The 15,274-nt window shown below is 72.2% G+C and carries 12 protein-coding genes and 1 pseudogene; 8 read left to right on the forward strand and 5 right to left on the reverse strand.

The features are described from left to right. Positions 1-236: 236 nt before the first annotated feature. Positions 237-3,509, reverse strand: coding sequence for an AfsR/SARP family transcriptional regulator (locus IGS69_RS26675; protein WP_190903017.1), 3,273 nt, complete (start codon positions 3,507-3,509; stop codon positions 237-239). A 175-nt stretch (positions 3,510-3,684) separates the two neighbouring features. Between IGS69_RS26675 and IGS69_RS26680 the strand changes: the two genes are divergently transcribed. The 6 genes and pseudogenes from IGS69_RS26680 to IGS69_RS26705 form a co-directional block, all read left to right on the forward strand. Further along, on the forward strand, positions 3,685-3,960 hold the full coding sequence (locus IGS69_RS26680) for an NADPH-dependent FMN reductase (RefSeq protein ID WP_332836567.1): 276 nt from the start codon (positions 3,685-3,687) through the stop codon (positions 3,958-3,960). Between the two features lie 90 nt (positions 3,961-4,050). Then, positions 4,051-4,938, forward strand: a complete 888-nt coding sequence (locus IGS69_RS26685; RefSeq protein WP_190903018.1) for an NAD(P)-dependent oxidoreductase — start codon at positions 4,051-4,053, stop codon at positions 4,936-4,938. A gap of 231 nt (positions 4,939-5,169) precedes the next feature. Continuing rightward, positions 5,170-5,712, forward strand: a complete 543-nt coding sequence (locus tag IGS69_RS26690) for a hypothetical protein (protein WP_190903019.1) — start codon at positions 5,170-5,172, stop codon at positions 5,710-5,712. After that, positions 5,705-6,754, forward strand: coding sequence for a hypothetical protein (locus IGS69_RS26695; protein ID WP_190903020.1), 1,050 nt, complete (start codon positions 5,705-5,707; stop codon positions 6,752-6,754). The genes IGS69_RS26690 and IGS69_RS26695 overlap by 8 nt, the downstream gene beginning before the upstream one ends. A gap of 196 nt (positions 6,755-6,950) precedes the next feature. Then, positions 6,951-8,012 carry a peptidoglycan recognition protein family protein gene (locus IGS69_RS26700; protein WP_190903021.1) on the forward strand — a complete coding sequence of 354 codons (1,062 nt, stop codon included), beginning with the start codon at positions 6,951-6,953 and terminating at the stop codon, positions 8,010-8,012. Positions 8,013-8,135: 123 nt separating this feature from the next. After that, positions 8,136-8,441, forward strand: a pseudogene (locus IGS69_RS26705) (acyltransferase family protein); the annotation flags it as partial. A gap of 104 nt (positions 8,442-8,545) precedes the next feature. Here the strand turns inward: IGS69_RS26705 and IGS69_RS26710 are convergent. After that, a complete protein-coding gene (locus IGS69_RS26710) occupies positions 8,546-9,580 on the reverse strand; it encodes an Lrp/AsnC family transcriptional regulator (RefSeq protein ID WP_190903022.1) in 1,035 nt (344 codons plus the stop codon). Positions 9,581-9,585: 5 nt separating this feature from the next. Further along, the gene (locus IGS69_RS26715) at positions 9,586-11,253 is read right to left on the reverse strand and encodes an amidohydrolase (RefSeq protein WP_190903023.1); all 1,668 of its coding nucleotides are present in this window, start codon (positions 11,251-11,253) and stop codon (positions 9,586-9,588) included. 271 nt (positions 11,254-11,524) lie between these two features. Here IGS69_RS26715 and IGS69_RS26720 point away from each other — a divergent pair, with 271 nt between their 5' ends. Both IGS69_RS26720 and IGS69_RS26725 read left to right on the forward strand, forming a co-directional pair. Continuing rightward, positions 11,525-12,682 (forward strand): FAD-dependent oxidoreductase, encoded by a 1,158-nt coding sequence (locus tag IGS69_RS26720; RefSeq protein WP_190903024.1) that lies wholly within the window; start codon positions 11,525-11,527, stop codon positions 12,680-12,682. A gap of 116 nt (positions 12,683-12,798) precedes the next feature. After that, the gene (locus IGS69_RS26725) at positions 12,799-14,214 is read left to right on the forward strand and encodes a purine-cytosine permease family protein (RefSeq protein WP_190903025.1); all 1,416 of its coding nucleotides are present in this window, start codon (positions 12,799-12,801) and stop codon (positions 14,212-14,214) included. Between the two features lie 218 nt (positions 14,215-14,432). Here the strand turns inward: IGS69_RS26725 and IGS69_RS26730 are convergent, their stop codons facing one another. Both IGS69_RS26730 and IGS69_RS26735 read right to left on the reverse strand, forming a co-directional pair. Further along, complete coding sequence (locus IGS69_RS26730) at positions 14,433-14,603, reverse strand: hypothetical protein (RefSeq protein WP_190903026.1); 171 nt, start codon at positions 14,601-14,603, stop codon at positions 14,433-14,435. Positions 14,604-14,818: 215 nt separating this feature from the next. Beyond that, on the reverse strand, positions 14,819-15,049 hold the full coding sequence (locus tag IGS69_RS26735; RefSeq protein WP_190903027.1) for a hypothetical protein: 231 nt from the start codon (positions 15,047-15,049) through the stop codon (positions 14,819-14,821). Positions 15,050-15,274: the final 225 nt, after the last annotated feature.

The following is a 15,274-nucleotide window of genomic DNA, read 5'->3' on the forward strand; positions in this document are numbered from 1 at the left end:
AGCGGGGTCGCGGGGCCGCCGTGCTCCACGCCTGGCAAGGGGCGGGGGACGGGGGCGCATCCACGAGCTTGGCCGTCGGGCCTGGCTCAGTGCGCCGTCCAGTGCGGCGTCGGCGAGGCGACAGGCGCCAGGTGACGCGCAGGGCGCTCCGTGACTGGAGGGGAACGGGAGCCCTCAGTGGATCAGTTGGCACCTTTTCATCCGCCGAGTACGGGGCGGCCCGGCCGTTCGTGGCCTCACGGTGCCTGAGAGTGGGTCTCCGCCAGGGCTTCCGTCTCGTGCGTGCGGCGGGTGCCGGCGGTGAACTCGTGCGTGTACGTCGCCTCGCCCATCGTCGTGCGCAGGCGGGCCGTGATGCGTTCCACGTCGCCCCGTTCCGCCGGGGGGTGCGGGGCGCCCGCGCGTTCCCGGGTCGCCGCCGCCGTGCCGAGGAGGCGGGTCGCGCGGTGCGGGGCGCCTGCCAGGGAGTAGGCACCGGCCAGGCCTTCGAGGGCCAGGGCGACCGAGCGGGGGTCCTTGGTCGTCGCGGCGGCGGCGAGGCCGTCCCGGTGGTGGGCCAGGGCCCGGTCGGCGTCGCCGCGCTGTTCGGCGATGAAGCCCAGTTCGGCCAGGACCAGCGCGAGGCCGGGGCCGTCACCGCGGCGGCGGTTCCAGGCGAGCCAGGGACGCAGCCACTCCTCGGCGGTGTCGAGGCTGCCCTGGCGGCGGGCGCTCAGCGCCAGGCCCAGCGCGGCGAACTGCTCGGCCGGCTGGTTGCCCTGCCCGACCGCGATCCGCAGGGCGCGGGTGTGCAGGTCGTCGGCCTCGTCGTAGCGCTGGGTGAGCAGGGCGATCCTGCCGAGACCCGACAGTTTCGTAGACATCTCGGGCCAGGCCTCCAGGGCCTGGGCGATCCGCAGGCTCTCCCGGTGCAGCTGGGCCGCGAGGTCGTAGTCGCCGTTGATCTCGGCGAGCCTGCCGAGCACGTCCGTCGTCTTCAACCGGCCCCATAGATCGCCCAGTTCCGCGAAGTGGGCGCGGGCCTCCTCGGCGTTGCCGCGCAGCGACTCCAGGTCACCGCGGGCCAGGGCGAAGCACGCGCGGGTGGTCAGCGCGGCGGCGGTGCCCCACGCGTCGCGCAGGGTACGGAAGCGGACCAGGACGCGCTCGACCCGCTGCTCGCCCTTGGCCAGGGCCCCCACCGTCCACTGCGCGTGCGCCAGGAACCACTGCGCTCTGGCCGACTCCACGGTGGACTCGGGCGGGTCCTCCTCCAGGACGGCGCACTCCCGCTCGTGCTCGCCGAGCAGCAGCCGGATGCCCGTGTACCAGAACTCCGCCTCCATACGCTCCTCGGGCGCGGCCTCGCCCGCCGTGTCCAGGGCCGTGGCCAGCGCCCTGCGGGCCTCGCCGAGCCGGCCGCGGACGTACCAGTACCAGGTCAGCGAGTTGACCAGGCGCAGTGCCTCCTGCGCGGCCCCGGCCCGGTCGGCCTCGGCCAGCGCGCGCTGCACATTGGCCGCCTCCAGGTCCAGGTACTGGAACCAGCGGGACTGCTCCCGTTCGTGCAGATGCGGCCGGGCCCGCTCGGCGAGGCGGACGCAGTGGCGCAGGTGACGGGCGGCGGTCGCGGCGTGCTCACCGGACTCGGCGAGCTTGTCACGCGCGTAGACCGCGACCGACTCCAGCAGCCGGTAGCGCGGGCCCTGCGGTCCCTCGGTGCGGACGGCCAGCGAGCGCTCCACGAGCAGGCTCAGCGCGTCGAGGACCTCGGCGGGGGACACGCCGCCGCCGGAGCACACCTCCTCCGCGGCCCGCGGCCCGCACCCCTCGCCGAACACCGACAGCCTGCGCAGCACGGTCCGTTCGCGCTCGTCGAGCAGCCCCCAGCTCCAGTCCAGCGTGGCCTGCAGTGTCCGGTGGCGCGACGGGGCGTCCCGGTAACCGTTGTTGAGCACTTTGAAGCGGTCGTCGAGCCGGTCGTGCAGCTCCCGGATGCCCAGCGACCGCACGCGCGTGGCGGCCAGTTCCAGAGCGAGCGGGATGCCGTCGAGACGCCGGCACACGTCGGCGACCAGGGGGGCGGTGGTGGCGTCGAGCACGAAGTCGGGGTCCGTCGCCCGGGTCCGGTCCACGAAGAGACGTACGGCGCCCGCACCCGCCAGTGCGTCCAGGTCCGGATGGCCGTCCTCCGGGGGCAGCGACAGCGGCGTCACCGGGTACACCGTCTCGTCCCGCGTGCGCAGGGGTTCCTGGCTGGTCGTCAGGATGTGCAGGTGGGGGGCCCGGCCCAGCAGCAGGCCCGCCAGCCGCGCGACGCCCTCCACGACGTGTTCGCAGTTGTCCAGCACGAGCAGCAGACGTCGCCCGGCCAGGGCGTTCGCCAGACGGTCCGCCGGGCCCCTGGCGTCGTCGTCCGAGGTGTTCTCCCGGATGCCCAGCGTCGCCATCACCTGCTCGGCCAGCGCCTCCGCACCGGCGAACCGCTCCAGGCCCCCGGCGTCCGCCAGCTCCACGAGCCAGGTGCCCCCGCCGAACGCGCCCGCCAGACTCTCCGCCGTCGCCTGAGCGAGCCGGGTCTTGCCGACGCCGCCCGGGCCGGTGAGCGTCACCAGGCGCCGCTGTAAGAGCAGGGCCCGGACCGCCCGCAGATCCTGCTCGCGGCCCACCAGAGGCGAGGCCGAACCGGCGGGACCCGGACCCGCATGCGCCCCGGCGGGTCCGGGTCCCGCACTCACCTGCGACCCGGCGGCGGACGGCGCCGGCGGCTCCGGTCTCGCCAGGAGCGGGTCGTGGCGCAGGACGGCCCGCTGCAGCGCCTCCAGGGACGGGCCGGGGGTCAGCCCCAGCTCCTCGTCGAGCCGGCGCCGCAGATCGTTGAAGCAGTCGAGTGCGTCGGAGGAACGCCCCGCCTGGTACAGCGCCCACATCAGCGCGCCCCGCAGCCCCTCGCGCAGCGGATGCTGCTCCACCAGCTCCGTCAGCTCGCCCACCAGCAGGCTGTGCTCACCCAACTCCAGCCGCACCGCGGCCTGTTCCTCCACCGCCGTCAGGCGGTCCTCCTCCAGGCTCGCCGCGGCCGGCCGCAGGGACGGCTGGTCGGCGAACTCGGCGAAGGCCGGCCCGCGCCACAGCGCCAGCGCCTCGGTGTACAGCGCCGCCCGTGTCACCGGGTCCGCGCCGGACCTGGCCCGGGTGACCAGTTCGCGGAACCGGCCGGCGTCGAGCGCCGCGGCCGGGACGTCCAGGACGTAACCGGGCGGCCGGTGCGCGATCAGTTCACGGCCGCCCGCCTGCGCGTCCTCCAACACCCGCCGTAACTGGGAGACTTTGGCCTGGAGCGACGCCGTCGGCCGGGCCGTGAACGTCGAGCCGCCCCACAGGTCCTCGATGAGCCGCGCCGCCGGGACGACCTGCCCGTGGTGGGCGAGCAGATCGGCGAGGAGCATGCGCACCTTGACTTCGGGGACCCGCACGACACGACTCCCGTCCGTGCGCACCTCCAGCGGCCCCAGCACCCCGAATTCCATGATCTCAGCGTAACCGGCCGACGACCGGCGCGACGTGGGACGAAAAGGGCTCGGCCACCGGCGCCGAAGAGCACCCCCGCAGCATGTCCGAAGTCGTCCGAAGCGAATCCGAAGGAGCGAATGCCAGGGTTCCCCGAGGAACGCGGTTCGGCGCCGGGGCGGAAGGCGGGGGCAGGTGGCCGAGAGGGAACGACTGCGGCTGGTGATCATCATCGGCAGCATCAGGAAAGGCCGGTTCGGGCACGTCGCGGCGGAATGGCCGGCCTCGCGGGCCCGGTTGCGGCCCGACTTCGGCGTGGACGTCATAGACCTCGCCACGGCCTGGCTGCCCGACGTGATGTACGCCGACCCCTCGGCGCCCCGGCCCCAGGCCGTCAAGGACCTCGCGCCCTCGCTGCGGGCGGCCGACGCGTTCGTGGTGGTCACCCACATCAGCGCCGTCTTCCTCTGAGTCGACGCCCCGGACCAGCCCTTTTCACCGGCGCGCGCCCCGCGTGCCGCCTCGCTCAGCACACCACTTTCGTACTGGAGGAACTGATTCATGGGTGACAACCACACCTCGGTGTCGGTGCTCGGCCTCGGCCTGATGGGGCAGGCCCTGGCCGCCGCCTTCCTGAAGGCGGGTCACGCCACCACCGTGTGGAACCGCTCGGCGGACAAGGCCGACGGCCTCGTCGCGGACGGCGCGGTCCTCGCGGCGAAGCCCGCCGACGCCGTCGCCGCGAGCGACCTGGTGATCGTCTGCGTGTCGACGTACGACGTGGTGCACGACGTCATCGGCTCGCTCGGCGACGCCCTGCGCGGCAAGACCGTCGTCAACCTGACCACGGGCTCCTCCGAGCAGGCCCGGCAGACCGCCGAGTGGGCGGAGAAGAACGGCGCCGGGTACCTCGACGGCGCCATCATGATCACCCCGCCCGGCATCGGCGCCGAGACCTCCGTCCTCTTCTACGCGGGCGACCAGGCCGTCTTCGACGCGCACGAGCCCGTGCTGAAGCTGCTCGGCGGCGGCACCACCTACCTCGGCACCGACCACGGCAAGCCCGCCCTGTTCGACGTGTCGCTGCTCGGCCTGATGTGGGGCGCCCTCAACAGTTTCCTGCACGGCGTGGCCATCGTGGAGACCGGCGGCGTCAAGGCGCAGGAGTTCCTGCCGTGGGCCCACATGTGGCTCGACGCCATCAAGATGTTCACCGCCGACTACGCCGCGCAGATCGACGCCGGTGACGAGAAGTTCCCGGCCGCCGACGCCACCCTGGAGACGCACCTGGGCGCGCTCAAGCACCTCGTCGAGGAGTCCGAGGCCCTCGGCGTCGACACCGGACTGCCCAAGTACTCCGAGGCGCTGATGGAGGGCATCATCGCCCAGGGCCACGCCAAGAACAGCTACGCCAGCGTCGTGAAGGCGTACCGCCGCCCGAACCAGTGAGCACCGGGCCCGGTATGCGCTTCACCCCTGCGCGACTCGGACCTGAGCAGCCGCAGCTGGGCGGCCGAGGCCCCGCAGGACCAGTGATGTCAGCCGGGCGGGAGGCCCGGGAACAGCGCCGGGACGCGCTCCGTCGTGTCCCGGTGACGGCCCCGCCCGATTGCCGTGCCCTCCGGGTATGCGGTTGGATCACCGGATCGGCTGAACGAGGCGGCGATCTTAGGAGAGTTGATGGCAGCGGAGGGGGAGCGGCCGGAGGACACGTCCTTGGGCCTGACCGGTGAATCGACCGCGCATCTCACGACCGGCGGCGCGTGGGTCCCTGTCCCCGTTCCGCCCCTGGACGAGGACACCCGTGAACTCCTCGCCGTCCTCGGGGAGGTGCGGTCCGACCTCGCGCGTCTGCAGATCACCAGCGAGATCACCGCGCTCCGGGACGAGTGCGACGTGGCCGTGGAGGAGATCTCCCGGACCGGTCGCGTCGCGCCCGACCTCGTCGCCCGGCTCCGGGACCGGCTCGCAGCGGCGGGACCGGCCCCGTCCGCCCTGGCCTCGGGCGTCGCTCTCGCCCGGTCGCTGGAGCTGATGGACGCCCGGCTGCGCACCCGGCGTCCCGCGGCGGAGTCGGCGCAGCAGGCCAGGCCCAGGCCCGCCGGCCGCGCCCGCCCCGGCGCGTCCGGAACCCCGGTCGGCCTCACCCCGCCCGGCCACACCCCGCCCGGCCCCAGCACCGGTTCCGACGACGACGAATGGCCCGACCCGGCCGATGGGTGACATCGCCAAGGGCGTGTTGGGCGGCGCCTGGACACTGCTCGTCGGCTGGATCCTGCCCACCGCGCTGAACCTGGCCGTCTTCCTGCTCGCCGTCGCCCCGAGCCTGCGCGGTCTCGGCCCGCTCGAACGGCTGCGCGGCGTGAGCGGACTGGGCACCGGTCTCACCCTGCTCACCGGGGCCCTGCTGCTCGGCCTGGTCGCCAACGCCTGCCAGAACGCCCTCTACCGGCTCCTGGAGGGGTACCTCCTGTGGCCGGCCCGGGCCTTCGAGGCGGGATGCCGGCGCAGCCGCCGGAACAGGGCGTTCCTCGCGGACCGGCTGACCGTGCTCCGCCTGGAGCGCCGGGCGGCCCAGCAGGGGCCGCTGGGGACCGGGGACGCGGAGGAACTCGCCCGGTTGCTGGCCGACCCGCGGCTCGCCCGGGCCGCCGCGCGGGACCGGCGTCGCACCGCCGTCCAACGCGGGCTGCTGCGCGAGCGGTTCGCCCGGTTCCCGATCGCCGACGACCAGATCGCCCCCACCCGGCTCGGGAACGCCATCCGCCGTTTCGAGGAGTACGGCTGGGACCGCTACCGCCTCGACACCCAGCTGCTGTGGAACGAGCTCACCGGCTGCGTCCCGGACCAGATCCGCCGCCAGAGCGAACTCGCCCGCGCCAGCGTCGACTTCTTCGTGGCCCTGCTGTCCGGCCACGTCGCCGTCGCCCTGGCGGCGGTCCTCGCCCTGGCCGCCGGCAGCCGGCCGGACCGCCTCGTCCTGGTGAGCACCCTCGTCGTCCTCACCCTGCTCGTGCCGGTCTGGTACCGCTCGGCGGTCACCGCGACCGACGAGTGGGCAGCCGCCGTCCGCGCCCTGGTCAACACCGGCCGCAAACCCCTGGCGGCCTCCCTCGGCCTCGCCCTCCCGCAGACCCTCGCCGCGGAGCGCGACATGTGGACGATGGTGTCCCGGCTCTCCCGCATCCCGTACCACGAACGCGCCGCCGCCCTGGACCCCTACCGCGCCGAACCCACCCCGGACCCGGCTCCCGCAACGTCATAATCGCGCCGAATTCGCGGACACGGCGCAGGGCGAGGTGAGCGGCGGGGTGAGCGGGCAGAACATGGTCAGAGGCGGGCGACCAGCCGCGAGCACCGGCCCGCTGCCTGTACGGGCAAGCTCCGGGATCAGGCACGCTCCCCAGATGATCGGACCGTCTTCAGACCGGCACCCACGGGCCGGAACGGAGGACAGACTCATGGCCACCCCACTCACCGCCGCCCGGCTCGTCGCCGCGCTCAAGGCCGAGGGCTGCGCCGTCCACGAGGTTCCTGGATGGCGCACGAACAACCGCAACCACAAAGGCCCTTGGGGCCCCGTGCACGGCGTGATGATCCACCACACCGTCACCGGCCCCGGCACGGACGTCGTCGGCCTGATCTTCAACGGTCACAGCGCCCTGCCCGGCCCCCTCGCGACCGGCTGCATCACCAAGGACGGCGTCGTCCACCTCACGGGCAACGGCCGCGCCAACCACGCCGGCGGCGGCGACGGCGACGTGCTCAACGCCGTCATCGGCGAGTCGTACGGCACGTATCCGCCCCCGACGCACAAGCACGACGGCTCGGCCGGCGCGGTCGACGGCAACGCCCGGTTCTACGGCTGGGAGTGCGAGAACAAGGGCGACGGCAAGGACCCGTGGCCGCCCGCCCAGTACCTCGCGATGGTCAAGGCCACCGCCGCGATCTGCCGCGCCCACGGCTGGGGCCACAAGAGCGCCATCGGCCATCTGGAATGGAGCGACTGGAAGGTCGACCCGCGCGGATTCGACATGGCCGGCTTCCGCCGTGACGTCGCCGACGCCCTGGCCCGTCCGGCGGGCCGGTGGGAAGGAGAGGACCCCATGCCCCAGTACGTCAACCTCGGTGTCGCCGCCCAGTACCGACTCGCGCCCGGCGCCTGGGACTCGGTCGAGTTCACCGCGGAGTGGACCGACGAGACCGGCGACCACGCCACCGGAGGAAGCGTCTTCGCCCGCGGCCCGGCCCGCTTCAGCGGAACCCTCGGCCTCCACCTCGACGGCCTGCCGGCGGGCGCGGTCGTCCAGGCGCGCATGTCGGAGTACGAGGGCGACCAGCACCGTACGGACCACCCGATCCACGAGATCATCGGAACCGGCGGCGGCACCTTCGCGGTCCTGCCCGTGACCAAGCGGCTCGCCTCGGGCCGCGGCATGCGGGTACGGCTGCTGAACCAGGCCGCCGTCCCGGTCACCGTGGCGAGCGCCGTCCTGACCGTGCTGGTGTGGAAGGAGACCTGAGCCGGGAGACGAACGCCCGTCCCGGCACGTATACCCGGGCATGAACCGAAGCGAGCCGCACCCGTTACGAGTTGAACGACAGGACGGCCCTGTGATTAGGGTGCGGGCGATGTTCTGCGCACCCTGATGACCCTGGCCGCCTTCGGCTGCTCCCTCGTCCTGGCCGGCTGCTTCCTCGCCTGGGTGCCCGGGCGCCGGACCTGGTTCACCGCACTGGGCGCCGGCACCCTGTCCGGCTATCTGCTGCACGGTTTCGTCGCACAGGCCGCGAAGTACGGGGGCTGGTACGAGCCGGCCTGGGTCCGCGGACCCGCCGGTGTGATCACCGCCGGCCTTCTCGCGGCCCTGGTCGTCACGGCCCTGTGCACACCGTCCGTACGGCGGGTCTTCCGCGGTGTGACGGAGCCCGGCATGGCGTGGGCCTTCGGCGACAGGGGCGGCGGCGGTCGGGCCGGTGCCCACAAGCCGTCCGCGCTCAAGAAGAAGTCGGCGTATCCCGGTCCCGGAGCGTACGGCTCACCGGTGACCCCGCCTCACGTCCGCCGTTCCGCGGGACGCACGGCCCGGTAGTACAGGTCCAGGCACATGAGCAGTTCGGTCTGTTCCACGCCCGGCAGGGTTCTGATCTCGGAGTCGATCAGCCGCATGACGGCCTGGGCGTCGCGGCAGACGGCCTCGGCGAAGATGTCGAAGCGGCCGGCGCAGGCCACGACATAGGTGATGGACGGGATCTTGGTGAGGAGCTGGGCGAGGGCCTCGATGCCTTGGCCCGGGCGGCCGCGGATGGCCACCCAGACCTGCATCCCGAAGCCGAGGCTGCGCGGGTTGGCGATGGCGGTGATGCGCAGGACGCGGTCGCCGAGCATGCGGGTGACCCGCTTGCGGACCTGGGACTCGGAGATGCCCACCGTCTCCGCGATGCCCTGGAAGGGGAGCCGGCCGTCCAGGCTGAGTTCCCCGATGATCTGCCGGTCGGTGGCGTCGAGTGAGGCGGCCTGCGTGCTGTCGCCTTCCTCCGTCCGCTCCGGCGCCGCCTTGTCCTGGGCGACGTCCCAGGCCGGTTCCTGGTAGTGGAGCTGGAGGTAGGGGAAGACCTCGGCCGATCCGACGCCCGGTGTCCGGGTCAGGGTGTCGTGGACGACGGTCAGCAGTTCCGCCGTGTCACGGCACAGCACCTCCACGAGCGCGTCGTAACGGCCCGTGGTGACGACGGCGTAGTCGACGGCGGGCAGCTCCGCGAGGGAGTTCATCAGCGGTTTGACGGCCTGTCCGCCGTCGAAACCGAGGCCGACGAGGGCCATCACCGGAAAGCCGAGGAGGCCGGGGTCGGCGACCGCCGTGATCTGGATGACGTTGTCGTCGAGGAGCTGGTTGACCTTGCGGCGGACCGTCTTCTCCGGTACGCCCAGGTCGCGGGCCATGCCGGCGAAGGAGCGACGTCCGTCCGCCTGGAGGAGGCGGATGAGCCGGCGGTCGAGTTCGGTGAGCCGGGAGTCCACCTCGTCCTGGTCGGGCAGCGGCAGCGAGCCGTCGAGAAAGCTCGAGACGAGGTGGGAGGGGCCGCGCATGGCAGTCATCGTATCGGTGCGGCTTCGTGGACGAGGCGCCCGGCGAGATACACCTCGTCGACGCGGACGTCGAGCAGTTCGTCCGCCGGGCAGGCGAAGGGGTCGCGGTCCAGGACGATGACGTCCGCGTGCTTGCCCGCCTCCAGAGAGCCGTAGCTGTCGCCCTCGCCGAGGGTCCGGGCGGCGTTGATGGTGTGCATGCGCAGGGCCTCGGCGAGGGTGATCTCCTGGTCGGCGTCGAGGATCTCGCCCAGGAACGACTGGCGGCGCAGGGTGCACCAGATGCTGAAGAACGGGTTCGTCGCGCGCTCCTCGGAGCCGATCCAGACGTCCGAGCTGCCGGTGATCGGCCAGCCCTCGTCCAGCAGGCGCCGGAACGGGAAGCGGCCGAGCCGGCCGTAGTCGCCGAGGTAGGCGGGGAAGAAGTCGCCGAAGGTGTAGAGGAAGACCGGCTGCGGGACGGGGATGATGCCCGCCTTGCGCCACAGCGCGGTCGCCGCCGGGTCCGGAAGGAAGTTGCCGGCGTGCTCGACGCGGGGGGCGGGGACTCCGGCGGGGGCACCGCCCGCGGCGGCGACGGCCTCGCAGACCTCTTCCTGGGCGCGGTCGCCGTTGGCGTGGACGGCGAGCTGGAGGCCGGCCTCCGCGGTACGACGCAGCGCCTCACCGATCTGATCGGGGCTCAGGGCCACTTCGCCGCAATGGTGGTGGCCGGCGTGGTCGTCGTTGACGTAGGGCTGCTTGACGGCGGCGCTGGCGGCGGAGTAGCCGCCGTCGGCGAACATCTTGACGCCGTGGATGCGCAGCAGCTCCTCGGGCGTGTTGAGCTCCAGCCACTCGCGGTGGGTGCACGCCTCGTCCAGGGAGACCGTGCCGGGGGCCCAGAGATAGATGCGCAGCCGGGTGCCCAGCTCGCCGTCCTGGTGCAGGCGGTCCATGACCCGCAGTCCGTCCACCGATTCGGAGATCTCGCCGATGGTGGTCACTCCGTGGGCCGTGAACAGTTCGCGCACGCCGCGCTTGAGGGCCTGGCGCAGCGCGTCGCCGGAGAGCCGGGGGAGCGGCAGGAGGTTGTCCATCTCCTTGACGACGCCGGTGGGTTCCCCGGAGTCGTCCCGCAGGACCGTGGGCAGTCCGGTGATGCTGTAGTCGGCCTCGCGGTAGTCGCGGTCGATGCCGGCCAGCTCCAGGCCGCGGCTGTTGAGGACGGTGATGTGGCCCCCGGCACGCACGGCGATGGCCACCTCCGTGCTGACCGAGTCGAGCTCGGCGCGGGTCGGCAGGCGCTTGTCGCTGAGCTTCTGGTCGAAGAAGAGGTTGGCCTGGCCGACCAGCCAGCCGTCGACCGCCTCGTCGAGGTGTGCGCGGAGGGTGGCGAGGACGTCGGCGACGGAGCCGCAGCGCGGTGCCCGGCAGTCGACGGTCTGGTAGTGCGTACGGGCGGCGACCTCCATATGGGCGTGCACGTCGACGAAGCCCGGCATGACGGGACGGTCGCCGACATCGTGCACCCGGGTATCGGGGCCGGTGTGGGCGCCGGCGTCCTCCTTGGGGCCGGTGGCGACGATGACCCCGTCCCGTACGGCGACGAAGCCGGGGCCCATCGGCTCGCCCTCGGCCATCCGGATCAACTTGTCCGAGATCAGGACGAGTTCCGCGGTGCCCGCGCTCATGTACGCCTCCTCGATGGTCTGCCCGACGGGGCTTTCGTTGAAGCGAGAACGTAATCGCGCCCTCCGCCGCATGTCAATGACTGATTCAACCCGCAGGGCCGCCGCGTATAACGAATTCAACCCTTGACAGGGCACCCGATGACTGATTCCGTTCGGGCACCGCGAAATGTGTGCCCTCTCCGCCACCGCTCGCCCTGTGATCTCCCACGGCATCGCCGTACCGGACACCGCGTCCGGACACCCGCACTCGTCACTTCTGCATGGAGGCCCCATGTCATCGCCCACCCGTCACGCCGAAATCGCCGGAGGCGGCCTCGCCGGCCTGACCACGGCGACCGCCCTGGCCCAGCGCGGCTGGAGCGTGCGCCTGCACGAGCGCGGCCGTGAGCTGCGCGAGATCGGCGCCGGCATCTTCATGTGGGAGAACGCCCTGCGCGTCCTCGAGGAGATCGGCGCCTTCGACGAAGCCGTCCACCGCGCCGAGCGCATCGACAGCTGGCGGCTCTACGACGAGCGCCGGCGCCGTCTCCAGGACGACTGGATGAAGGGCGGCGACACCCGCCTGTTCACCGTGCTGCGGCCCGACCTGCACCGGGCGCTCGCCAACGCGGCCGCCAAGGCCGGGGTCGAGGTCGTCACCGACTCGCTGGTCGCGGGCGCCAACCCCGACGGCGAGCTGATCCTGGAGAGCGGCAAGGTCCTCAAGGCCGACCTCGTCGTCGGCGCGGACGGCGTCGGCTCGCCCGTGCGCAACTCGGTCGGTCTGAACCTCGTCGTCCGCGACCTGGAGGACGGCTGCATGCGCAGCCTCATCCCCAGGCTGCCGCACGACCCCGTCGACAACGCCCTGGAGTACTGGAACGGCGGCCGGCGCGTGGGCGTCGTCCCCGTCACTCCCGAGCAGGTCTACATCTACACCTGCTGCCCCTCCAGCGACCTCCTCGGACGCGAGCGGCCGTTCAACAAGGAGTCCTGGACCGAGTCGTTCCCGCACCTGCGGAGCATCTTCGACCGCATCCCGGACATCTCCCGCTGGGCCTCGTTCTCCGATGTCCGCTGCCACCGCTGGGTCAACGGGCACGTCGCCCTCGTCGGCGACGCCGCCAGCGCCATGTCGCCCAACCTCGGACAGGCCGCCTGCCTGGCCATGACCAACGGCTACGGCCTGGCCCTGATGCTGGAGGGCCAGACCGACGTGCCCAGCGGGCTGCTCGCCTGGGAGGAGCGCCAGCGTCCGGTCACGGACGCGACCCAGCGCTACTCCCGGCTGTACGGCCGCGTCGGCACCCGCTGGCCGCGCCCCGTCGCCGACGTCCGCTCCGCCCTGGTCTGGGCGGCCGGACGGTCCAAGCGCTGGCAGGCGCGGGTCAACGTCGCCGCACACCAGGGCGCCGAGTCGGTCCGCCCGAGCCTCCGCCGGGCCGGCTGACCCACTGCAACAGACAGGGCGCCGCACCGCTCGCGGCGCCCCTCCCGTGAGGCACCACACACCCCGCTACACCAAGGACCCCTTTAGCATCATGCACAAACCAGGAGGAAACCGTTATGGCACACAACCCCTCGGGTGCCTTGAAGGACGGTGTGGAGAGACGGTCGATCGACCACGTCCCCTCCACTGAGCGCCACGGCAAGGCGTGGCACCAGGGCCCGTTCTGGCTGACCGGCGGCTTCATGCTGCCGTCCATGCTGATCGGTTTCCTCGGCCCGTCCATGGGGCTGGGCATGGGCTGGTCGCTGATCGCCGTCATCTCCGGTATGGCGTTCGGCACCCTGTTCATGGCACTGCACGCCAACCAGGGCCCCCGCCTCGGCCTCCCCCAGATGATCCAGTCGCGCGCCCAGTTCGGTTCGCGCGGAGCGATCTTCCCGCTGGCCATGGCCGTCTTCATCTACATCGGCTACAACGTCTTCCAGATGGTGCTGGCCGGCGACGCGCTGTCGATGTTCCTGCCGGGCGAGAAGATCTGGTACGTCGTCCTGGCGGTGGTGGCGGTCGTGATCGCCGTCGTCGGGCACGACCTCCTGCACACCGTGCAGCGCTACTTCAGCTACCTCACCATGACGATCTTCGCGGTCGTCACCGTCGCGGCCGTCGTGCACTACCCGATGGGCGACGCCGCTCCCGTCGCCACCGGATTCTCCGGCGCCGCCTTCCTCGCCCAGTTCGCCGCGGCGGGCGGCTACCAGATCAGCTACGGCATCTACGTCTCGGACTACTCCCGCTACCTCCCCGAGAACATCCCGGACGGCAAGCTGATCGGCTGGACGTTCCTCGGCGGATTCACCGGTGCCGCCTGGCTCGGCAGCCTCGGCGCGATCTTCGCCTCCTACGTCCCGGCGCCGGACGCGCTGCGCCAGCTGCAACTGGTCGGCGACACCGTCTTCCCCGGCTTCGGCGCGGTGGCGGTCCTGGCCACCCTGCCCGCACTGATCGGCACCTCGGGCGTCAACGCCTACGGAGCGATGCTCAGCGCCACCACGGTCCTGGACGGCATCAAGCGCGTGAACCCCACCCTGCGGCTCCGCGTCGTCGGCGTATGCGTGGTGGGCGCGGTGGGACTGGGCATCGCCCTGAGCATGCCCGCCACCTACATGCACAGCTTCCACACCTTCATCGCCGTCATGTGCTACCTGCTGGTGCCGTGGACCGCCGTCAATCTCGTGGACTTCTACGTGGTCCGGCGTGGCCGCTATGCCATCGCCGACATCACCGATCCGCACGGCGTCTACGGCCACTGGGCCTGGCGCGGACTGACCGCGTACTTCGGCGGCTTCGTGTCCATGATCCCCTTCGTCACCCTCAGCTTCTACACGGGCCCGGTGACGAAGGCCCTCGGCGGCGCCGACCTCGCGTTCATCGTCGGACTCCTCGTCTCCGGGGTGCTCTACTACTTCATCGCGCGAGGTGTCGACCAGCACGGTGCTTCCCTCCCCGCCGAGGAGGTACGTGTCCCCGCGTAGTAACGCGCCCCGCGCCCGGCCCGCTTGAGGGCCGGGCGCGGCCGTGTCCCCAGCTGCCGCTCGTCTCGGCCGTCGATGGCCGGTGTTGACGCCCCCCGGCCGTGCCGGACCTCAGCGAAGGCGCAGGAGATGCGAAACGATCACAGCTCGACCATGCCGGACCTGGGCGGGGCACCGTCCGGGAGCGTCTGCGCCAGGGGCCCGGACGATCCTCCGGGTCAGGGGGCGCCGGTCTCCTGCGGGGTCGCGGCGGCGCCGCTCAGCGCCAGGCTCATCTGGTGCTGGGTCTCCTCGGCCACCACACGGGCCTCCTCCACGACATCCCCGCGTTCGCGTATGAGGCTCTCGTAGATCGGCAGTTCTTCGGTCCGGGTCGAGTCGGGTTGCACAGCGGTCTTCCAATCGGTTTGCAGCCGGGATCAGAGGGGTCCGAGTAAGTCTGCGTCACGCCCTCCCACCACGTTACCCACCCCCAAGGTGTCCAGATTTCCATCACGTGCTTCGCAAATTCCACACGTTTGCCGCGGTAGCCGTGTCCGTGACCCGGGCACACGAAAGGGCCCCGGGAATCGCGTCCCGGGGCCCTTCGGTGTGCGGTGCGTCGTCAGAGCGACGTCGTGTGCACGCCCGCGTTTCCGCCCGCGGCAGCGCCCTCCGGCGAGAGGACCGCCTGCACCGCGCCGCAGGCCTCGCCGGTCAGCGGACCGACCAGGCCGGCGGAGAGGCCGCCCACGAGGCCCGCGGAGACACCGACGCCGCCCGCGTTGCCACCGGCCACGGTGTCCAGGTCGGCGTCGGAGAGCTCGGTGGTGTCGACCCGAGAGGTGAGGTTCATGGGGGAGTTTCCCTTCGCGTGTATGTCTCGCAGTGGCGGTGAGCGCGGGTGAGCGCCGGAATCCGGGGACGTGGACTCCGCCCCGGCAGCTCCCGCCGTGCGCAGGATCAAAGCACCCCGCGGAGTGGAGATCCAACCGCCCGCCGACGAGGCACGGCTCCGTCCGCCGGCCGCCTTCACCGCTATGACCGCGACGTCACGGGATACGCCCAATCCTTCACACAG

Source organism: Streptomyces tuirus, from assembly GCF_014701095.1.
Lineage (GTDB): Bacteria > Actinomycetota > Actinomycetes > Streptomycetales > Streptomycetaceae > Streptomyces > Streptomyces tuirus.